This is a genomic window from Vibrio sp. 1F263 (assembly GCF_041439035.1).
In the GTDB taxonomy this organism is placed as follows: domain Bacteria; phylum Pseudomonadota; class Gammaproteobacteria; order Enterobacterales; family Vibrionaceae; genus Vibrio; species Vibrio tasmaniensis_A.
Map to the genome: position 1 here is coordinate 162226 of NZ_JBGONI010000006.1, position 20662 is coordinate 182887.

Annotated in this window: 23 protein-coding genes; 3 read left to right on the plus strand and 20 right to left on the minus strand. The window is 43.5% G+C overall.

Translation table 11 applies throughout. From position 1 onward, the window contains the following. Positions 1 to 28: 28 nt before the first annotated feature. From ACED25_RS06325 to ACED25_RS06365, 9 genes are all read right to left on the minus strand, one after another. Positions 29 to 952 (minus strand): ABC transporter substrate-binding protein, encoded by a 924-nt coding sequence (locus ACED25_RS06325; RefSeq protein ID WP_371694887.1) that lies wholly within the window; start codon positions 950 to 952, stop codon positions 29 to 31. A gap of 2 nt (positions 953 to 954) precedes the next feature. Next, positions 955 to 1830: a metal ABC transporter permease gene (locus ACED25_RS06330; protein WP_012600593.1), complete on the minus strand. Its 876-nt coding sequence runs from the start codon at positions 1828 to 1830 to the stop codon at positions 955 to 957. Then, on the minus strand, positions 1830 to 2564 hold the full coding sequence (locus ACED25_RS06335) for a metal ABC transporter ATP-binding protein (RefSeq protein WP_102582291.1): 735 nt from the start codon (positions 2562 to 2564) through the stop codon (positions 1830 to 1832). The genes ACED25_RS06330 and ACED25_RS06335 overlap by 1 nt, the downstream gene beginning before the upstream one ends. Beyond that, a complete protein-coding gene (locus tag ACED25_RS06340) occupies positions 2564 to 3499 on the minus strand; it encodes a metal ABC transporter solute-binding protein, Zn/Mn family (RefSeq protein ID WP_029222760.1) in 936 nt (311 codons plus the stop codon). The genes ACED25_RS06335 and ACED25_RS06340 overlap by 1 nt, the downstream gene beginning before the upstream one ends. 124 nt (positions 3500 to 3623) lie before the next feature. Next, a complete protein-coding gene (locus ACED25_RS06345) occupies positions 3624 to 4220 on the minus strand; it encodes a DUF6162 family protein (protein WP_371694888.1) in 597 nt (198 codons plus the stop codon). Beyond that, the gene (locus tag ACED25_RS06350; protein ID WP_017102109.1) at positions 4217 to 4552 is read right to left on the minus strand and encodes a hypothetical protein; all 336 of its coding nucleotides are present in this window, start codon (positions 4550 to 4552) and stop codon (positions 4217 to 4219) included. Before ACED25_RS06350 ends, ACED25_RS06345 begins: the two co-directional genes overlap by 4 nt. 115 nt (positions 4553 to 4667) lie before the next feature. Further along, on the minus strand, positions 4668 to 5504 hold the full coding sequence (locus tag ACED25_RS06355) for a DUF4198 domain-containing protein (protein ID WP_017102108.1): 837 nt from the start codon (positions 5502 to 5504) through the stop codon (positions 4668 to 4670). An 85-nt stretch (positions 5505 to 5589) separates the two neighbouring features. Next, on the minus strand, positions 5590 to 6108 hold the full coding sequence (locus ACED25_RS06360) for a DUF2271 domain-containing protein (protein ID WP_017097634.1): 519 nt from the start codon (positions 6106 to 6108) through the stop codon (positions 5590 to 5592). 71 nt (positions 6109 to 6179) lie between these two features. Further along, complete coding sequence (locus ACED25_RS06365; RefSeq protein ID WP_371694889.1) at positions 6180 to 6809, minus strand: PepSY-associated TM helix domain-containing protein; 630 nt, start codon at positions 6807 to 6809, stop codon at positions 6180 to 6182. 368 nt (positions 6810 to 7177) lie between these two features. Between ACED25_RS06365 and ACED25_RS06370 the strand changes: the two genes are divergently transcribed. Continuing rightward, positions 7178 to 7495: a hypothetical protein gene (locus tag ACED25_RS06370; RefSeq protein WP_371694890.1), complete on the plus strand. Its 318-nt coding sequence runs from the start codon at positions 7178 to 7180 to the stop codon at positions 7493 to 7495. A 374-nt stretch (positions 7496 to 7869) separates the two neighbouring features. Here the strand turns inward: ACED25_RS06370 and ACED25_RS06375 are convergent, their stop codons facing one another. The 7 genes from ACED25_RS06375 to ACED25_RS06405 all read right to left on the minus strand — a co-directional run bounded on the left by ACED25_RS06375 (position 7870) and on the right by ACED25_RS06405 (position 15097). Next, entirely contained in the window at positions 7870 to 9048 is a 1179-nt protein-coding gene (locus ACED25_RS06375; protein ID WP_371694891.1) for a tetratricopeptide repeat protein, read from the minus strand. After that, entirely contained in the window at positions 9045 to 9665 is a 621-nt protein-coding gene (locus ACED25_RS06380) for an energy transducer TonB (RefSeq protein WP_102249616.1), read from the minus strand. The genes ACED25_RS06375 and ACED25_RS06380 overlap by 4 nt, the downstream gene beginning before the upstream one ends. 19 nt (positions 9666 to 9684) lie before the next feature. Then, a complete protein-coding gene (locus ACED25_RS06385) occupies positions 9685 to 10089 on the minus strand; it encodes a biopolymer transporter ExbD (protein WP_004731145.1) in 405 nt (134 codons plus the stop codon). After that, positions 10086 to 10646 carry a MotA/TolQ/ExbB proton channel family protein gene (locus tag ACED25_RS06390; RefSeq protein WP_065680030.1) on the minus strand — a complete coding sequence of 187 codons (561 nt, stop codon included), beginning with the start codon at positions 10644 to 10646 and terminating at the stop codon, positions 10086 to 10088. Before ACED25_RS06390 ends, ACED25_RS06385 begins: the two co-directional genes overlap by 4 nt. Next, on the minus strand, positions 10646 to 12022 hold the full coding sequence (locus ACED25_RS06395) for a MotA/TolQ/ExbB proton channel family protein (protein ID WP_371694892.1): 1377 nt from the start codon (positions 12020 to 12022) through the stop codon (positions 10646 to 10648). The genes ACED25_RS06390 and ACED25_RS06395 overlap by 1 nt, the downstream gene beginning before the upstream one ends. Further along, positions 12022 to 12789 (minus strand): DUF3450 domain-containing protein, encoded by a 768-nt coding sequence (locus ACED25_RS06400; protein ID WP_017102102.1) that lies wholly within the window; start codon positions 12787 to 12789, stop codon positions 12022 to 12024. The genes ACED25_RS06395 and ACED25_RS06400 overlap by 1 nt, the downstream gene beginning before the upstream one ends. A 178-nt stretch (positions 12790 to 12967) precedes the next feature. Further along, positions 12968 to 15097, minus strand: a complete 2130-nt coding sequence (locus ACED25_RS06405; RefSeq protein WP_017102101.1) for a TonB-dependent siderophore receptor — start codon at positions 15095 to 15097, stop codon at positions 12968 to 12970. Between the two features lie 559 nt (positions 15098 to 15656). On the opposite strand from ACED25_RS06405, the gene ACED25_RS06410 reads away from it, so the two are divergent. Beyond that, positions 15657 to 16961, plus strand: a complete 1305-nt coding sequence (locus ACED25_RS06410) for a dicarboxylate/amino acid:cation symporter (RefSeq protein WP_012600580.1) — start codon at positions 15657 to 15659, stop codon at positions 16959 to 16961. A 201-nt stretch (positions 16962 to 17162) separates the two neighbouring features. Here the strand turns inward: ACED25_RS06410 and ACED25_RS06415 are convergent, their stop codons facing one another. The 4 genes from ACED25_RS06415 to ACED25_RS06430 all read right to left on the minus strand — a co-directional run bounded on the left by ACED25_RS06415 (position 17163) and on the right by ACED25_RS06430 (position 20104). Next, the gene (locus tag ACED25_RS06415; RefSeq protein ID WP_371694893.1) at positions 17163 to 18548 is read right to left on the minus strand and encodes a histidine kinase sensor domain-containing protein; all 1386 of its coding nucleotides are present in this window, start codon (positions 18546 to 18548) and stop codon (positions 17163 to 17165) included. Next, positions 18545 to 19210, minus strand: a complete 666-nt coding sequence (locus ACED25_RS06420) for a response regulator transcription factor (protein WP_009845413.1) — start codon at positions 19208 to 19210, stop codon at positions 18545 to 18547. Before ACED25_RS06420 ends, ACED25_RS06415 begins: the two co-directional genes overlap by 4 nt. Positions 19211 to 19290: 80 nt before the next feature. Further along, positions 19291 to 19764 (minus strand): NYN domain-containing protein, encoded by a 474-nt coding sequence (locus tag ACED25_RS06425; RefSeq protein WP_009845414.1) that lies wholly within the window; start codon positions 19762 to 19764, stop codon positions 19291 to 19293. A 151-nt stretch (positions 19765 to 19915) separates the two neighbouring features. Further along, positions 19916 to 20104, minus strand: a complete 189-nt coding sequence (locus ACED25_RS06430; RefSeq protein WP_371694906.1) for a hypothetical protein — start codon at positions 20102 to 20104, stop codon at positions 19916 to 19918. Between ACED25_RS06430 and ACED25_RS06435 the strand changes: the two genes are divergently transcribed. Further along, positions 20043 to 20531, plus strand: coding sequence for a DUF4174 domain-containing protein (locus ACED25_RS06435; protein WP_371694905.1), 489 nt, complete (start codon positions 20043 to 20045; stop codon positions 20529 to 20531). The two genes, ACED25_RS06430 and ACED25_RS06435, sit on opposite strands and share 62 nt — an antisense overlap. Positions 20532 to 20662: the final 131 nt, after the last annotated feature.

Sequence of the window (20662 nt, forward strand, 5' to 3'; positions counted from 1 at the left end):
GTATTAACCTAGCGACTTAGCTATTCAATTAACCTTTGAATGGTTTAACTTCCCAACGTGCGAACGGCACTTTTGCATTAATCCCTGCTCTTCCCCAGCGGTCTACCGAGTCAACTACAAGAATTCGCTCATTAGGCACCAGCGACTTAATCAAAGTCGTAGGCTTTTTCGCTGTCACTAACCATAGCGCGTCATCTTCAGAAAACATCGCTTTGAGTTTGGCCTTGTCTTGTTCTGTCCATTCCAGTTCAGCTTTGAACATACGTGCTTCAACAAACAGTTGGCTACCAGAAGCAAAATCTTCCAAGCTTTCTGAAAGTAACAATACTGAATCTACGTCGTTATCCAATAATACCGCTTGTTGCTTGTCAATCAGTTCACGCACATCCAACATCACACGTTGTAGGTTGCTATCAATCGTCTCTGCGTGCGCTGGCCACAACAACTTAAAGTCGTCAGCCACGATGGCGGCCATGCGCGTTAGGTTGGTTGGATTTAACCAAGCATACTTAGACACTTCACCACTTGATAGCGTCAACGCGGCAACACCTTGTGCGCGCGGTGTAATCGCTTGAGCGGCATCCACCTCAACCAAGCGGATATTGCCTTGCCTTGCGTATACAAATGTAGGATCCGCTTGCCAAATAGATGACAGCGTTAACGCAACGGTCGCCTTCTCTCCTGACTTAAGCACCTTGCTTTGACCCTTAGTGCCAAACCAGTTAGGTAAGCGATCAATACCGTAACGTTTTGGTGGTAGGTATTCAGTGGTAATGTCAGTGCCTTTGGTTAACTCTGTTGCCAATGCATAAGTCACAGGTGTGCTCGTTAAGATATCTTCTGCGTTCACGTTTAGCGACACCACAGATCCAGCCATTAACACACTACCAAGTACACCCACTTGAGCCGCTGTTTTTACTGAGCTTGAAATACGATTCATTAAAGGAGTCATGGTTATGCCTTTCTTATAATTCGGTATAGCGTTGCCGCTAGGAAAAACGTCGCAGAAACGATGATGATTGAAGCGCCTGACGGCACTGGCAGTTTAAGTTCCATCGGTAATACCGTTCCGACCAAACACGCGATGGTTGCCAGCAACGCAGAAAGCAAAACAAAGCTGCCCATGCGTTTAGTCAACAATCGCGCCGTCGCGCCCGGAATCAGTAATAACGCGCCAACTAAAACGGCACCCACGATCTTCACCGCAGCAATCGTCACCAAAGTAATCATCATCACAAACAGGTAGTCATAAAAGCTGGTGTTATAGCCGCGCACCTTGGCAATATCCGGGCTGATACAAGTGAGAAGAATACGGTTGAACGTCGGTATCAAGAGCAAAATGATGAGTGCGCAGCTGCCTGCAAGAATCGCTAAGTCTTGATCTGTTACCGTCAGAATCGAACCAAACAGCACATTCTCAAGCATGTGGATGTTGATCTTACGTGCCACGTACATCAACAATGCCGCACCTACTGCCAATGCTAGCGCAAGAAAAACGCCGACTAAGGTGTCGTATGGCACGTTGGTTCTGTTTCTTACAAAGTGAAGAAGCAAAGCAAAGATCATACAGAAGCTAAACAGACCAATAATTGGGTTTTCCGGTGGCTCGCCAAGCAAAACACCAATGGCAATACCAGTCAATGCTGCGTGACCTACCGCTTCAGAGAAGAATGCCAGACGCTTTGCAATGACCAAAGTACCAAGGCCACCTAATAACGGGCCCAATAACAACGCAGCAACCAGTGCATTCACCATAAACGCATACATGAAGCTGTCTGATAACCAACCCGCTTCAACGCCACTAATGGCAAGTTGTCGTAACCACTCCATTACGCAACCTCCTTCGATTTGGTGATGACAGATCCACTGCTATAATGCTGAAACAGACTCTCGATTTTAGTCGGGTGTAGTACTTGTTCATGTGGACCACTATCCACCAAGAATCGATTCACAACATGTACATTCGCTTCAAGACGACGTACTGCGGTTACATCATGGTGAACAGCAAGAATGGTACGCCCTTCATTAACGCATTCACGAACTAGCGATTCTAAATAACGAACGCCCTGCTCATCCATGCCGGTAGTGGGTTCGTCCAACACCAATAAACTTGGGTTATCCAGTAATGCTTGTGCAAACAACACGCGTTGCTGCTCACCACCCGATAGCTGCCCCATACGGCGGTCGCTACGAGTCGCCATACCCACACGGTCGAGTTGCGCTAATGCAAGATCCAATTGCTTAGACTTACGACGCCAAAATAGCGGAATTCGAGTTTGGTTGAGTAGTACAAAGTCCATTACCGTCAGAGGTAAACTCGATTCGAAGGTCGCTTTCTGAGGAACGTAACCAATGCTTGGCTTTTCTGGCCAATGAATGTTGATTTGACCAGAGAAAGGCGTCAAACCAAGAACTGAACGTAGCAAAGAGGTTTTGCCACCGCCGTTTGGCCCCATGATCACATGGCACTCACCCGCTTTAAGATCTAGCGTGATATCATCAAGAATCACGTTGTTGTCGTATTGCAGACCGAGTTGGTTGATTGAAATCGATGGACCTTGCATTACGCCTTCCCACTTTTAGCCTGGTTAGCCGCAGCAAATTTCATGGCTTCGATTAACGTTTCTAAGTTCTTCTTCATCTCAACTTCTACCTTATCGTCTTGATACTCACCGTGCGTCATGTGAGAGAAACGGTAAAGCTGAACGCCTGTTTCTGCTTCAATCGTGTCAACAAAGCGGTTTGGCATGTTTAGCTCGTAGAACAGAACATCAATGCCTGATGCGCGGATTTTCTCGATCGTATCTTGCAGTTGGCTCGCACTTGGTTCAACACCGTGTGCCGGCTCGATCACCGCCGCGACATCAACACCAAACTCTTGCAGAATGTACCCATAAGCATTGTGCGTGGTCGCCACTTTCATGCCTGAAGTATCGAGTTCACCTAATGACAACATCGCATCACGCTTCATAAAACGAAATTGCTTGGCGTACTTACGCGCGTTCTTGCGATAAAACGCCGCGTTGTCTGGGTCGAGCTTAGAAACTTCACTCGCGATGGTGTACACCTTTTGGATTGTTGTAGAAAGTCCAACAAACGTATGTGGGTTCACTGCGCCTTGGCCAACAGACTGGCCTAATGCAGGAAGTAGAGGTACTTCTTTGTTCGCTTCGATGACCATTAAATCATCACGTTGCGCAGCTGAAATGACTTTTAGTGCGAAGTCATCGTGGCCAATACCGTTTACCACGATTGCATCCATCTGGCTCAATCGCTTCAAGTCATTTGGTTGTGGTAAGTAGTTATGCGGGTTAAAGCCAGCATCAACCAAAGGAAGGATGTTCACTTTGTCACCTACCACTGCTTTTACGTAGCTATAGTAAGGCTGTAGGGTAATACCTATCGTCAACTTATCGCTGTCGACTGTGTATTCTTTTGCCAATGCATTGGGTGTCGATAACACCGCCATTAACGACATCAATAGAGTCATGAATCGCATAGTAAATCTCTTATTATTTGTGAACTTATGGTCAATGAGCTGATTAGTCCGTAAGCTTTTTGATTTTGTGAACATCTTCTTTTTGAACATATTGCTGATGAGAACCTAAAGTTTGAAACATTGCTTAATGAGAAGCAGCGTCATGTTGTTCAGATACTTCTGACTCGTTCACCACCAGTTTCCAGCCTGCGGATTCCAATGTGTTTTCATCAAATTGAGTAGGTTGGCTTGCGACACCACCAAAGAAAATCCAGATTTCCGGAGAAACACTGTTCGCGTTTAAAATAAACGAGTCCGCGAAGCCATGAGTGTTTGGCGTAGCTTGTTCGCTTGGTGTAGCGTATTCACTTGGCGTAGAGAAGTAATAACCACGCTCGTCCAATAACCAAGTATGAGAACCTTTGCGCTTCCAACTCTGGTCTTCAACAAAAGGCGCGACCCATTCGTCTTTCAGCGACACAACGCTTGGCCATTCGCCGTCTAAGTCCATGCGAAGATCTCGAATCTCTTCATGAGCCAAACGGAGTTCTGACAGCATCGCCAAGTTTTCTTGCTCAACATCAGTCACTAAGACTTGGTGATCAAGGGTCACTTCGATATGCGATTCTGCTTGATTAAACGGAATAGCAACCGTCGCAAAAAAAAGGATGAATATAATGATTAGGCCAACCCACTTGCCCTCTCTTCCGCCTGTGTCAGCGCGTACACTTTGAATCATCATTTTTCTTTGATCTCTACAACGTCGACTTCAACAGGAAACTCGTGACCTGAATCAAACACGAGGTAAAACTCAGAATTTGGGTTTGGAAATTCGACAATAGAGCGTTTATCCGTCATCTCTTTCGCTATCAAGTTGTCTTCATAGTCGTACATCGCGACTGCGTAATCTATCGCTTTACTACCATCAGAGTAACCTGCCTCACAGGCAACCGTTTTGCCTTCAAACCAACAGCTCATCAATGGAAAGTGTGCTTGCGCAGGTAATGCCGCTAAACCAAGCCCCAGAGCTAAGCACGGAGCAATTATGGTGTTTGCTCTTATTGTTATTTTCATCGTTCGTACCCTCGCCACGTTACAAATTTTCAGTGGTATACTGACCGTTAAAGGGCTCTAATGAGCCCTTGTCTTTTTTATCTAATAATCAGGAGCTTTCTCCCGATAAAACCGACTATTGAAGCAATGCTTCGAATGTCAGGTGCACATTCGTACTTGCTTTGTCTGCCAGTGGGTTGTCAACCAACTCACCTTTGTAGTTCGCTTTCATTACGTAACGACCCGCTACGTCTGGAGTAAACGTGATTTCACCGTTTTCATCGCTCACTACATCAATCTGCTCTTGGTGATTGCGGTAAAGCGTACCTTCACGAGTAATTTCCGCTTTCACGTCTTTCTGGATTTCACCGTTGTAGAAGAATTGGAATGTCACCGGTTCGCCTTCAACGATGTCTGAAGGGTGTGTAACAGGCTTCATTTCAAGAAGCTTGCCTTCAATTTTGAAAACTGAATCCGTTGGCTTGCCTACTGTGATGTAACTTTCTGCGCGAGTGAAACCAACTTGAGTTACCACGTCACGTGATTTTTCAGGTAATAAGGCATCACGCTCAGCTTTAGTCGCTTTAATCCATTTTACTGTGTCACGACGACCCGCTTTGTACTGTGTCCAGTACGTTGGTTCGTTGTTGATTGCTACTTTGTGTGTACCTTCTTCCTCAAAATAGAAATCAAACATTGAGCGACGCTTGCCTTTTACAACGAAGTTAGGACGCTCGTTACGGCCATCAGGCATGATAACGAATGCTTTATCACTTCCTGCTGGCTTATCAAAAACAAACGTACCGTGGGATGCCGTCACATCAAATGTTAACCAGTCACCACCTTCTTTAGAAACGGTGAAATGAGAAGGCAAAACCCAACGAGGGTGAGCTTGTGCTGTCGTCGTTGCTGCTAGACCGAACGCCATTACACCTGCAAGAGCAAGCGCCTTTATTTTTGTCTGTTTCATCATGTTCAATTCCATTATTTGTAATTTTTAATCGTGTCACTCAATGAGCGTCTACGATGGCTACCATTATTTATCGCTTCTTTATCTACTACTTAACGATATAGTTGAGCGTAATCTGACCGGTCTCTTCCGTTGGTTCTAATTGGTAAGAAGCATTTTTGTCAGTGAGTGCTACTTTTTGGCGAAGATAGTTTCGGCCACCATGTTCACGTACAACTTCAATATGAACCGTGTATTCACCTTGCTCTAACGATTGACCGGCATCATTTTTGCCATCCCAAGCAAAACGATATTGACCAACAGGACGTGTTGCGGAAGTCACGGCATCAACGAGTTCGCGGTCGTAACGTCCGACTTTTCGCCACCAACTTCGTAAATCTTTAAGCCATTCATCTTGGCCGACCCAAAGCTCGATCGTTTTCACTGACTTTCTTTCACTGTTCTCTACCCATATCGCTACGTAAGGGCGCTTGTATGGAGAAGCCTCAATTCTTGGTAACTCGAAATGCACATCGAGCTTTGCTGTGTCAGGAAGCACCTCAGCCATGCCTAAGCTTGGTAAAAGAGACAAAGCAAGGAGCGATTTGCTCCAATTCATTTTTTTCATGTTTAACAACCTTTCAAATCCGTTTAACCTTTAGTTCGTTCTTCAAGCTGATTCATCAACCTAATGGAGGGTTAAGGCACGGCAACAAAATAGATAGCAAGTGAGATTGCAGACCCAAACACCGTCCATTTGATGGAAGTATTGAGTGTCTTTTTCTTAGGTAACAGTAAGCACACGCCAGTCAGTACAAAGAAGATCATCAATAGCGCTGTGATATCGATAAACCATTTCCATACATCACCGCTGTTACGCCCTTTATGCAGGTCGTTCAACAGAGCAATAACGCCGTAATCAGTGGTTTCGACTTCGACGGTTTCAGACGTTACATCAACAAACACAGAAGCGTTGTAGCCAGGTCCTTTGAAGTCCATAGACACTTCACCGATGAGCAACTCACCGTCTTCTATTTCTGAATAGATATCCAAACCTGAAGGAACACCAGACAGGTTTGCTTCTTCAAATAGAAACGCCTCAAAAGCAGACTCATCGGCTTTTAGTCGACCGTCTTGGACCGTGAACAAACTGGTTGGAAGCGTTAGCGTAGAGCGTTGGATATTGGGTTGGCTTAATTCGAACAGCTCAGGGCGATTAAGGGTAATACCTGTCACTGAAAAGAAGAGAACAACAAACAACAGTGCCATTGAAATATAAACATGAAGTCGACGAGCCCATGATTGAACTGCCCTACTTTTTAACGACATACAAACCAGTACCTATAGATTTTATGGCGATAATTTAGTTGATAATAATTCGTATTGGCATTCAATTTACATTGTTTACGTTTCTCGCACGTCGCAAGGAAATTCACATAACATCTACAGAAGAACAATCGAACTGTATACGTATAAGAATCGCGGCAATATAAGTGGGAAACGTAGATATCCTGAGCTCTAGAGCTTATAAAATGGCCCTATTTAGTAGGAGTTCCGTGCATTTAAGAAAGGAATGTTGAAGCTATTTAGAACAGAGATCACTATCAAGGGAATCAGCATGACGATTAGCTCAAGAGTGGTTTAAGCTTATTGACTATAAAACAGACATAACCATGCAAGTTTAAAAGGATTTAGAAATGCGTACTATTGTAGCTTTGGCTCTATTGGTAACGGCTTGTACTAGCCAAATTGTTAGTACTGACGAACATGTCGAGAGTTACATCGGTTCCAATATTGCAGAGGCTCAAACGTTGTATTTAACGCCCCACTCTCAAGCCGTTACATTTTGGGAGTCACGCACATTTGCTTGGGTGGAAACTCAAACCTCACTCGAGAATGGTGAAATACAACATTCTTTCAAAAACCCCTATCGTGACTGCACCATTAACTGGATTGTAGACCAAAGTGGAGTGATCATTGCGGGATCACACAGTGGCGAGATGTGCAGCCTTTAACTTGAATTCTCTTTATCTTTATCTTTATCTTTATCTTTATCTTTATCTTTATCTTTATACCAATCGTAGTAAATAACTGTTCATCCTAGCTAGTTAAAACACTCGATAACATCGTTAGAAATTTTCATTTTAGAATAACTACTTATCGAAAATTTCCGCCTTGTTCTCAAGCATTTTTCCTGCGCTATTTATGATCACTGACTTACTGTGATTGGTATTATTCTTACCTCAGTCAAACAACAGCACCGCTCAGGCACCTAGGTTTAAGGTTTAAGTCTATTGAATACAAAAAAAGGGTGTCATTTGAACATTCAAATGACACCCTTTCACTGTCTTATTTAGTACTCTGTTTTCTAGCTTCTAACTATATGTGATTAGGCGTTTCCACTTTCGCTTACCGTTCTCAGCTGGGTCAAATATTTGATCCACCCTTTAGCCTCAGGAGACGGTTCAATGTTGTTCGCCCGCTTAGCTTGAGCGAGAGCATTATCTAAGTTCTTCAACTTATACCATGAACGTACTTTCGCTAATGCAACGTCAGCTTGCTTGTTCTTGTCTTTCACTTTGTCTAAAACAACCAGAGCTCGCTCGTAGTAACCTTGCTGAACCAATAATTGAGCAACATTCCAATGGTATCGAGTATTCATGTTCGACGCTAACGTCCACACTTCAATAGCATTGTCCCACTCTTTCGCTAGCTGCCAGTAGGTTGCTTGCTCAGCCAGAAGTTGGACATCGCTGTTTGCGTCATCTAACTTGCTAATTTCTTGCGCAGCGCGCTCAGGGATGCCTCGTTTCGCGTACAGTTGAGCAAGTAGCCTACGGTCTGAATTATTCAGTTCAACACCTTGTAGCTCAGCAAGCGCTAAGGTATTCAACGCATCTCGGCTACGCTCTAGCCTTAACTGAATCCCGACCAGTTGACGCCACCAATTGTCTTTTTCGGGTTGAAGTTCAACTAAACTTTCTAACGTAGGAATTGATTGCTTCCATTGTTTTAACTGTAGTTGAGCACCCAGCTTTAACGAGAGAGGCGACAACTGTGGTTTTGAATTAAACTTGTTATGACTACCTATAGCCGCCAGTACTTTCGTCCAGTTTTCAATTTGGTATTCAGCTTGAGCAATTCGCATCCATAGTGTGTCTTTCTTTTCAGTTTCCGGTGCTGTTTTAACGAGCTCATAATAGTGTGGTAATGCCGCTTTAAAATCCTGCTCGCTAAGCAGTAAATCAGCTAACATACGTTTCGTTACCCAAGCTTGTTCATCGACCAATAAGCGACTATCCACTGCATAAGTAAGCTGCTTGATTGCCGTCTTTGTTTTACCATCTTGCCAGTAAAACACACCAAGCATGCGAGCGACATAGGCTTTGTCATAGCCTTTAGATAACTCCAAACTAGCCAAAACCTCAATCGCCTGTTTAACCTGCTCCTCTTGAGCAAGTTTATTCGCCTTTTGAACACGAATAACGGTGTATTGGGTAAGCTCTTTTGCCGGTACTGTAAGGGGCATTATCAACAAGCCCACTAATATCCATATCTGTTTCATCATTTTGCCAACTTAAACTCTAGTTTCACGGTTTGACCAACCTGCGCTACCGCTTTTCCATCGACGACTTTAGGTTGATACTTCCATTTTTTAAGTGCTCTTATCGCTTCACGTTCAAACATACGACGTGGATTTGCATCCGTAACTTGAATATCAACAGAACGTCCTGTTTCATCGATTGTAAAAGACAAAATGACATACCCTTCTGCGCCACGCTTTAGCGCTTTTGCTGGATAACGAGGTTCAACTCGATAAAGCGGCATTACCTGTTGATTTGACCCAAAATCAGAAAATGTTGGAGCGTTAATCGCTAGGCCTTCAATTGAAGTATTCAAATCCAGTGAAGACAGTGAAGACATTGAATTCAGAGGCGTTACTTCAGCTTGCGACTGAGACGTTTGCGCTTGCGGTGGCGGCTCTGGCATTTCGGGTTGTTCCGGGACTGCACGTTGTCTTCTCTGTACTTCTTGTTCTTGTTCAACCATCACCATGTTGAAACTTAACGTCTCACCATTTTCTGGCGAACGTTGGTGTCCATTATCGACCATCCAAGCCATGAAAGAAAATAGTGCTAAACCCAACGCTCCCGCTAAAGGTAATGCAAGAAATAGGCGAATCATTGATTAAGATCCTCCAAGATCATCGCTTTTCAGCTGCAAGCGCAATATTTTTAACACCCGCACCTTTGGCAGCGTCCATCACTTTAACAACCGTACCGTTATAAGCATGCTCGTCCGCCTGAATAACCAAAGAAGCATCAGGTTGTTCTAGCAACAAGTGTTCTAACGTCGCTTGAACACGTTCAACATCCACAACACGTTTATCTATGAAAATGTCATTCGCAGAAGTAATCGCGACAAAGATACCTGCATCTTTTTGGCTCACTACATTTGAAGCTTGCGGGCGATTGACTTCAACACCAGATTCACGAACAAATGAACTCGTCACAATGAAGAAAATAAGCATGATGAATACGATATCAAGCATCGAAGTAAGGTCTATTTGAGCCTCTTCGTTTTTAGAATGACGTCGACCGAGTCTCATCGTTGACTCCTTAAAGATTTTTCTAATTTCAATTCTAAGCGGTTACAGACTTTCGCTAAACGAGCATGAACAAACATGCCCGCTAATGCAGCAACCATACCCGCCATCGTTGGTAAAGTTGCCAACGAGATACCTGAAGCCATCAATTTAGGGTCACTGCTTCCTTGAGTCGCCATGACATCAAAAACGGAGATCATACCGGTTACGGTACCGAGCAAACCCAGCATTGGACAAATAGCAACTAACAGCTTAATAAAGTTCAAGTTTTGGTTAAGTAAAATACTCGCTTGCCCCAACCAACCTTCACGAATGGCTTTAGCATGCCAAGAAGAGTGATCTTCTCTTTCATGCCACTGATTAATCCAAGCTTGACGCTGCTTTGGAAAGTAGAACGCGAGATAAAGCACACGTTCTACCACAAGTACCCAAAAAACGAGGACGACAGCCGCTAGCCACCACAGAACGAAACCGCCCTGCTCCATAAAGTTTGATAAAGACAGCAGCCAGTTACTCGTTAACCAACTCGCTGGTAATAGAGAACCCGACAAAATATCCATTACGCGGCAGTCCCAACTTGTGAAATAACAGCGCTTGGTTCAATAGACTTCTCTGCCTGCTCAGCAACAAGGCCAATGCCCTGCTTCTCCAGAATATTGCGAATGTTCTCTGACTGAGTACTCAGAATGTTGTGTGCCAATAGCAGTGGCATTGCAGCAACAAGGCCAAGTACCGTTGTAACAAGTGCCATCGAAATACCACCCGCCATTACTTTAGGGTCACCATTACCAAACTGTGTGATCACTTGGAATGTTTCGATCATGCCGGTTACGGTACCTAGCAAGCCAAGCATTGGTGCTAGAGCAGCTAGAAGCTTCAGCATTGATAAACCTTTCTCTAGGTGAGTTTGTTCATCCACTACCGCTTCTAAAAGTCGCAGTTCTAATGCTTCTACTGTTTGATTTTTCTCTTTGCTGTAAACCGCAAGAACACGACCCAGAGGGTTATTGCCAGCTTGTTTTGGGTTCTTAAGCTGTGCACGAATCTTCTGACGAGCGATAGCCAAAGAAATACCACGAACCAATGCGATGATTAAGCCGATTGCCAACAAGCCAAGAATAACTTTACCAACTAGGCCACCTGCTTGCAGACGATCAGCTAGGCTTGGTTCCAAAGCTAATTGTTCTAGCATGAATCCACGAGAGGGATCGACGACTACATTAGACACTTCGCCATTAGCTAAAGTAGAAAGCGACGCCAGTGTTGGGCCTTGTGAAGGCTGCTTCAAGTAAACTATTGCATCTTGATGTCTAGCATCCCACCATACGTAACCTGACTCAGCAACTAAGCCAATAGAACCCAGTCGATAAGCTTCTGCCTTTTCAGTAACCCCTTCACTATTAACTAGTGAAACTGTCGACTTGCTTATCTCTGAACTTGCTTGAATTTGCTCCATCATGCTCAACCAAAGACCTGTTAACTGGGGCATTGACGGTAATGATTTTGCGTCCACGATTTGATAAACAGTTTCTGTATACGCTGCGCGATCTACGTTAGTTACTGTATCCGTAAGTTCATGTTCAAGGTCTTTTGCATTTTGTCTTACAACGCCAAACAACTCACCTAAGCTACCTGTTTCTAAACGCAGTTTCTCTTCTAAACGAGCAAGCTTGTTTTCGTTATCACTGAATGTCTGAGTCAGAACATCGGTCGCACCTTGAATAGAGCTACGTTTAGCTTCAAGCTGTGCTTTGATCGCTTTGAGTTCTTGTTCTGTCTTTTTAAAGTCAGCTTCACGAATTACGTTATGAGACGCTTGCGTGCGACTCTCTGATTTTGCTTTGTTAACAAGCTGAGCTGTCGTGTCTGATGCAGAGAAAGCAGAAAATGAAATTGACGTAATGCAAAGCAATGCTGCTAATGGCTTTAAGTTCATTACTTAACCTCCGCAACAGTTAAAGAAACAGGTAAAGTGATTAAGCTTGGAGACGCTTGCTTATTAGCAATATCGTACGCTTTGTCCAACTCAGATTTCATCGAAGAATCCAACTCTTGCCATTGATCGCTATTTTGGTCCCAAGACCAATATTGGGTACCATTTAAGTTACGAGCGACCAGTGAAATGCGGCCAAGATGCAAAATATCAACTTCAAGCACTTTATCTTGACTTAACTCGACACGGCTTGAATAAGAACTTAGCTTAATACCGTAATCCACTTCAATTTGGTACGCCTCTAAAATACGGCGATATTTTTCAGCATCACTGACATCAGCACGAGTCATCATCGCTTTCAGCTTTTCAACGCGACGCAGACGGCTATTTGTCTTGAAAGGTAGATCGCTTTCAATAACTTCCTGGAGACCATCGATCATCTTGTACATTAAAGGCACAACACCTTGACGTGTTAGTTTGATTTCGTCGATCTGCCCTTCAATACTCTGCGCTTCTTGATCTTGGCTCTTAACCAATGCGGCAAGATGATCGTGATAGATTTCTAAATTTTTCACTTCTTCTTGCAGACGCTCAACCTCAGCTTGCAGCAATAATGTTGCTTGTGAGCTTTTATCAATAACCTTTTGGCTCGAAGCCGACGCGTTATTGGTCTTGTTTTGAATTGATTGAGCTTGATCCAAGCTGTTTGCCATCGATGACGTTGCAACCAAACTGATGGCAAGTGCTAGGCTAGTTTTTAAAAGATTCATAATTGTAGTCATTTACTTTAGAAGAAGAACAAATGAGTTTTATTGATAAGCAGTCTCATTATCATTAAAAACCACTCGCATTGCTAGGGGTATTTTTACTAAATAGCAGAATCAAGAAAGGGGAAAGTCGAAACCTTCCCCTTAATATTTAAGCTACCAATAGTACCCTACTAACAAATTAGTATTTTACCTGTAACGTAGCCATGTAGTTACGACCTTCGCCAACAACAACGCCGCGAGTGCTGCCACCTTCTAGGTAATCTGTATCGAATAAGTTCTCTACATTAAAGCGTGCAACAAAGTCTAAGTTTTCATCGTACTTAATCGTATGTGCAACACCAGCATCTACACGAGTGTAAGCGTCTTTCTTAAACGTGTTAGCACTTTCAGTGTAACGCTCACCTACGTGATACACACCTAGGTTTACATCAGTACCGTTGTTGAATGCGTAAGTAGACCAGATGCTTGCAGTAAATTCAGGAACGTCTGCTGGTGTTTTACCATTAAGAGCAGGGTCATTCTTATATTCAGCATCTAAGAACATTGTTGATGCACTTACAGAGAACGCATCCGTCACGTAGCCCGTCGCAGCTAGCTCCACACCAGTGTGAACTTGCTCACCCACCTGTGTAGTACGAGTATCTTTTGCATGAGATGCAGGAAGGTCTTCTGTAACTTGCATGTTCGTTTGTGTGATCTGGAATACTGCTCCTGATACGAATAAACGCTCATCAAACAGTTCCCACTTTGAGCCTAGCTCATAAAGTGTACCTTTCTTCGCATCTTGAGACTGGCCGAAGTTCACATCATCTTTATCAGAAATCTCACTTACAGGTTCAAAACTTTCAGAGTAAACCGCGTAAATAGAACCGTTTGGCGCCGGAGAGTAAATCGCACCGAACTTAGGTAGGATGTTATTGTAGCTCTCTTCTTTACCAGAACTGCTCGTTGTATCATCGTAAGCGAAACGAACACCAGCAAGTGCTTGCCACTGCTCATTGAACGTCACTAAATCTTGAAGATATAGACCGTAGTGTTGGCTCTTCGAGTGTGATACTGAATCATCGTTGTTATAGTGAATGTCTGCAGGCATATCAAAGCCTTTGCCACACTCTTTCATTGTGTCTGCTTCTGAAGCGTTAAAACAAGCGTAGTCTGATACGTACAGGCGCTTGTAATCGTAGTGCAACCCATTTGCACCCACCAACAGACGGTGATTCACACCAAATGCATCAACATCACCAGTAAAATCCACGTAAGCCGTATCAAACGTCCACTCATCATGACGGTCTGACACTTTGTAACCATAACCTAGTGTTTTCTTGGTTTTTCTGTCTTTCTTTGAATCAATAACGTTATCTGATTCAGTACGGCGACGTTCGTAAAACTGACGACTGATACCCGATTTAACTGCCCATGTATCGCTCAAGTTTGCTGTAACAGCCACACCGTAGTTTGCTACGTCGTTGTCTGTTTGTGCGAAGCGTTGGTCATTAACCGTATTTGGGGTAATCGCTTTACCTGTTTTCGTATCAATCTTTGAGCCGTTATCTAGATCACCCAACTCTTGAGTACGGTCGTAATGCGCAGATAGCATCACATCTTCGTTGATATCGTAATCAACAAATAGGCCACCAACAAAGCGGTCAGTCTCTACATCTGTGCCGTCAAAACGTGTGCGGTAAGAGTCTTGGTTTTCTTGTGAAACAATAAGACGAGCACGTAGAGTTTGATCATCGTTCAATGAACCGCTTACATCAGCTGTAGTACGTGTGTAGCTGTCAGAACCAATGTCTTGGCTTACGCTAACTTGAGTTTCATACGTAGGCTTCTTAGCAACCATGTTAACAAGGCCACCAGGTGCTGATTTACCGTAGAGCAAACCTGCAGGACCTTTTAGTACTTCAACACGTTCTAGTAGTTCTACCGGTTGACGGTAATGAGACCAGTGTTGAACGCCATCGCGCAAGTAACCAGAACTGCTTCCTAGAGAGAAACCACGTAGGTTGAAGCGCTCACGGTTTGTTGATTTAGAACCCGCTGAAATTGACGCATCATTTTTTAATACTTCGCCAAGCGTGCTTGCGCGTTGCTCATCAATGATTTGTTCACTGATAATCGTAACTTGTCCTGGAGTCTCTAATTGAGTCGCCTCCATGCGCATTGCTGTTGTATTCGTGTCGGCTTTATAACCGTAATCACGACCTTCAACAACCATATGCTCGTCAGTTTTTACTGCTTCTGCCAATACTGCTGGTGAAGCTAATACTGCGCCGATCACTAAAGCCAATGGCTTTTTTGAAAACATGTCCTTTTCTCCACTTTTATTCTTTTAGACGAACACTTTGTTATTTATTCGATGTGTCCGTTAGACCGTTTCCGGTACCACTGAATTATTTCGAGGGGGAATATAAGTGATAACTATTACTATTTGCATTAAATTTACATTCTTTGCATTCGTAAAGTTTTGTAAAGACGAGCTGACGAGTCGTTAACCTGCAGTTAAAAGAAACCAATTCAATACAGTCATTTAACGAGCACTTGAATTAAAAATCGGTTCTCTGCGCCAAACTATTTGAAACACCGCCATTTGCGCAGTCAATGTAATAAGCAAACATCTATAACAAAATCCTCTTGTCTTATTTATTACCTTCAGAACTACGATTTTTTGTATAAAACACTCGATAAATGTAAATGACTGGTGAATTATTTTGTTTTAATTTGTTTTATTTGAACGATTATCAGTGATTATGATCACATCTGTAATTCCAAACTCATTTTTTGTTTTTCGATTTAAACAACCGACTGCTAATCTCCTGCTCACTTTGGAAAGGTATCAAAGTTATAAATAATAAGGAGTGTTCTAAATGAATACCAAGAAACCTATGTCTCTAACTGGTCGAGTTATCCTCGGCATGGTCGTGGGCATATTAACGGGATTTGCCATTCAATCCCTTTTTGCAGACAGCGGATTTGTTAACAACTACATCGTTAACGGACTCTTTGAAGTAGGCGGACAGATCTTTGTCGCCAGTTTAAAAATGCTTGTTGTACCACTCGTCTTCGTTTCACTCGTGTGCGGTACAAGCTCTCTTAAAGATTTATCAACTCTTGGCCGTATGGGTGGCAAAACGCTTGCACTTTATATCGGTACTACAGCCGTTGCTATCACTCTAGCATTGACTATAGGTAACCTGTTCCAACCTGGAGCGGGTGCGGATCTTACTGCTGCGAGCTCTTTCAAATCAGCTGATGCTCCTTCTTTGGGCCAAGTCATCATCGACATGTTCCCGACCAACCCTATTCAGGCGATGGCTGAGGGCAAAACGCTACAAGTTATCGTATTTGCTGTGTTGTTTGGTATTGCAATCAGTGCAGCGGGTAAACCAGGTGAGCGTATCGCTGCGGTTTTCTCTGATTTGAACGAAGTAATTATGAAACTGGTTGCGCTACTGATGAACCTTGCGCCTTACGGTGTGTTCTTCTTGATGGCGAAGCTGTTCTCTGGCCTTGGTTTAAGCGCAATTTGGAACCTAGCGGAATATTTCTTAGTGTTAGCTGGTACTCTACTGTTACACGGTTTAGTAACTTACAGTGCGATGCTTAAAGGGTTTACAGGCCTTAGCCCAATTACGTTCCTACGTAAGATGGAAGATGCAATCATGTTTGCATTCTCAACAGCATCTTCAAACGCAACGATTCCAGTGACAATGGAAACGGCTAAAAACCGCATGGGCGTAGACAACAAAGTCGCTTCGTTCACAGTTCCACTAGGCGCAACTGTCAACATGGACGGTACTGCTATCATGCAGGGTGTTGCAACGGCGTTTATCGCACAAGCGTACAACATCGACCTGACTATGGGTGATTACCTAATGGTGATCCTAACAGCGACACTGGCTTCTGTTGGTACTGCAGGTGTTCCTGGTGTTGGTCTTGTTATGCTAGCGATGGTATTGAACCAAGTTGGACTGCCGCTCGAAGGTATCGCATTAATCATGGGTGTTGACCGTCTTCTTGACATGATCCGTACTGCCGTAAACATCACTGGTGATAGTGCCGTAACTATCATTGTGGCTAAATCTGAAGGATCTTTTGACGAAGCTCGCTTCAATGACCCAGCAGCCGGTGAGAAAGAAGAAGAAGTAAAGCTAGCACGCCAACAGGCATGATCTAGCTTCTCTGGTGCTCTTACTTTCAAGTCAAGGCGCAATTAATGGCTGTGCCTTAGCCTGATAATGAAAAGCGTGTATACAAAAACGCCACTGCTGATACAGTGGCGTTTTTTATTGGGTGCCCTTTGAGCCGAAACGATTCAACTCTCATCTATCTTCTCGTTACAGGGGCTGAGCGTTGAGTGCCGAGCCTATAGCTTAATCTACGATAGGAAACATAAGGTTCACTCTAAGTCCCCCACCTTCTCTGTTCTCAGCGGTAACATGCCCATTCATTACTCCCATGGCTTCCTTAACGATCGCGAGTCCAAGACCGTAACCACCAGACTGTTTATCTCTGGCTGACTCGATGCGGGTAAACGGGTCAAAGATATCTGCAATCTTGTTATCTGGAATACCTTCACCATCATCCTCCACAGAAATGACACTGTAACGCTTATCATTGACCTGCCCGTAGGTCTTGACGACAATATCCGCATTGCCCCCTGCGTATTTGATCGCATTTCCTACAAGGTTACTGATCACCCTCAAAAGTAGCCTCTCATCAACATTAACCATTGATGTTGCTGCTTCCAAATCACCAGTCAAAGTTTGATTAGGTTTCAAGTCATTTTGCATCTGTACAATGAGCATTGAGCAATACTGCTCAAGATGCATTGGAGTTAACTTAGAATCATAACGAGAGGTTTCTAGGCGACTGAACTCAAGAATTTCACCCACCAGCTTATTCATCTCTTCCGTTTCGCTTTCCATCCGTTCGAGTAACCCCATACTTTTTTCATCGACCTTACTACGTAGTAAATGTAATGCGAGATTCTGCCTTGCTAACGGTGTCCTCAACTCATGTGATACATCACGAATCAAACGACGCTGCTTTTCAGCCAGAGACTTAATCTCAAAGGTCATATGGTCAAAATCCTTGGCAAGCTCATTGAATTCACGAGTAGTTGAATCCAACTCAGACACAACACTCACTGAAAAGTCTCCTTGTGCGAGCCTTCGACTGGCCTCCCTTAAACGATCGAGTGGCTGCTGCAAACTTTTCGCCATAATAATGGAAAACAGCGATAACACGATCAAAGCAATCACAGCTTTCAGCGCATAGGAATACGGAGCAAAGGATTTTGCTGGATGAAACTGGCCTGGCAGTTGGATCACGAGTGTATTGCCGTTATCAAGTGGCAAGCCGAAGATAGGCTTACTCACACGATCACTGAGTTGATGGTCTAATGTACGCAGATACTTCAACTTAAATTCAAAATGCGGATGCATGTGTCGGTGGGTAATCGGTCGGTTGTTTTCATCGATGATGAATAAATAATAACGTTGGGCATTGCCCCAGTCGGCAAGCTCATCCATGTCCCCTTCTTCGATCAGTACATTAGCTTGATAAGCCAAATCCAACATTTCAGCTTTGACAGGTTCAGGTACCTTCAACAAGGCTTTCATCAGCGCTCGTTCTGCGACACCTTGAAGGATGAGGATACTGACTAAAATCACGGTCAGGCAACTGAACAGCTGAAACGTTAAGCCATCCTTACGCTTGATAACGAAATCAGGGCACCGTAAAAACCAGTTACTCATACTCCTACCGACTCTAGGTAGCTGTAGCCTTGACCGCGCACAGTTTTAATATGTTGCTTTGATAAGCCAGCCTGCACCAATTTTCGACGTATGTTGCTGATATGCATATCTAGATTACGGTCGAAGGGGCACAGCTCTTTCTTCAAGACATGTATTTGCAAGTCAGATTTTGATACAACGATGCCATTATTTTTGATCAGATAATCGAGCAACTCTTTTTCAGTGCCCGTTAAAGGTAAACGGGTAAGTTGCTCGCACAAACCTTGATTAGATGAAGCCATTGATTGTCTTTGTCGCTCAAACCCAACTCGGCGTAAGATCACCTTAATCCGGGTCAAAAGCTCAGGAACATTGAAAGGCTTAGCGATGTATTGATCTGCCCCGGCTTGATAGCCATCTAGCATGGAGGCATCATCATTAAGCGCAGTTAGCATAAGGATAGGAGTAGCAAAACGCTGACAAATACGTCTTGCGACTTGAATACCACTTAAATTGGGGAGCATCACATCGAGTAAGACTAAATCAACAGGATTTGATTGAATAAACTCTAGAGCTGATTCACCGCAATGAACGGTATCAACGTGATACCCTTCATTTTCCAACACTTCACCCAGTAACTCACACAACTGAATATCATCATCAACAACTAAAACACGAGACATTTCACACACCGATAAATAAGAACTGTTTGCATTCTAATTATCGTTATTATTGATTTCAATTATAAAGTGCGTGATTTCCTCTATAGAAGAAAATCTTTTTCAATCGGTACAAATTTTGAGGCAGAATCGATAAGATTTTGAGCTGTTAACCCAGGAACGCCATACACTTCAACAGGCTTTCCAAAACGCTCTTTGATTCGCTCTACCAAGATTTCAAAATCGCCATCACCCGATACCAAAACAATCGTATCAACCGTCTCCGCAAGCTCTATCGCGTCTAACGCGATACCGACATCCCAATCCCCTTTGGCGCTACCATCACGACGCTGAATAAACGGTTTTAGCTTCACATTAAAACCAACACCACGAAGGATATGGTGGAATTGGCGCTGTTTAGGATCTTGGCTTGAGATTGCGTAAGCATTGGCTTCGACAACGTTACGTCCTTCCGTGGCAACATACCAAAACTGGTTATAGTCGAAGTTAGAACGGTATTTATCGCGTGTTGTATAGTAAACGTTCTGAACGTCGACCAAAATTGCTATGTTTTCCATAAATTCATACCTTTAGATTTTCCGTATACCCTATTCTATTCACTTCTAAAATGCGAGTCGCTTTCTTTAATAAAAATGAACTCATTAGCTATGCTTAACGTAGTTGTTATTGGCTTAACGTAGTTGCCATTAACTTAGAGCTTGTTTGTGTTTATCGAGGAAGGTGGAACATGCAGTACCGACAAATAATCAGATCATGCCTTGGCAGCGACACCATTGACTCAGTATTGACACGTTGCTGCGCGGCAATAACTAACGCTGCCATAACTAACGCTGCCATAACTAAGGCATCGGTAACAAACGTAATTTCCAAACCACTGAACGCTCTAATATCAAGCACGGTTATGTTTATGATTCTGTCAGTCAACTCGTTACACGCCTACCCAGCCTACTCTCATTCCAAAGCTCTGCCACACCGCAGTGTTATTTATTTCGCTCCAACAGAAGATTCGATCGTAAAAGAGTTTCTTAATGAAGTCTTGATTAACAATTGTCAATTGGACGAGCGAGATGTAGTAATCATGGTCATCGCAGAAAGCGGCTACACCGTTCCTGCATGGTTAGTTGAAGAGTTTAATTTGGATGCAGTGACTAACAGTTATGGAATACCCAAAGGTTCACACACTGCCGTGTTGATTGGTAAAGACGGGAAAGAGAAACATAGGTGGAGTGGTAAAACCGACTGGAGTTTAATCACTAATATTATTGACGAAATGCCCATGCGCCAACAAGAAATGCAGCGACAGAGTAGCCGCTGCAGTATTTGATTCTTAGTCAGCTAAGCCTTTGGTTAACCATCAAGCAAACAACCATCAACCATCAACCATCAACCAAGCTAACAAGCTAACAAGCTAACAAGCTAACAAGCTAACAAGCTAACAAGCTAAGCTTGATCATC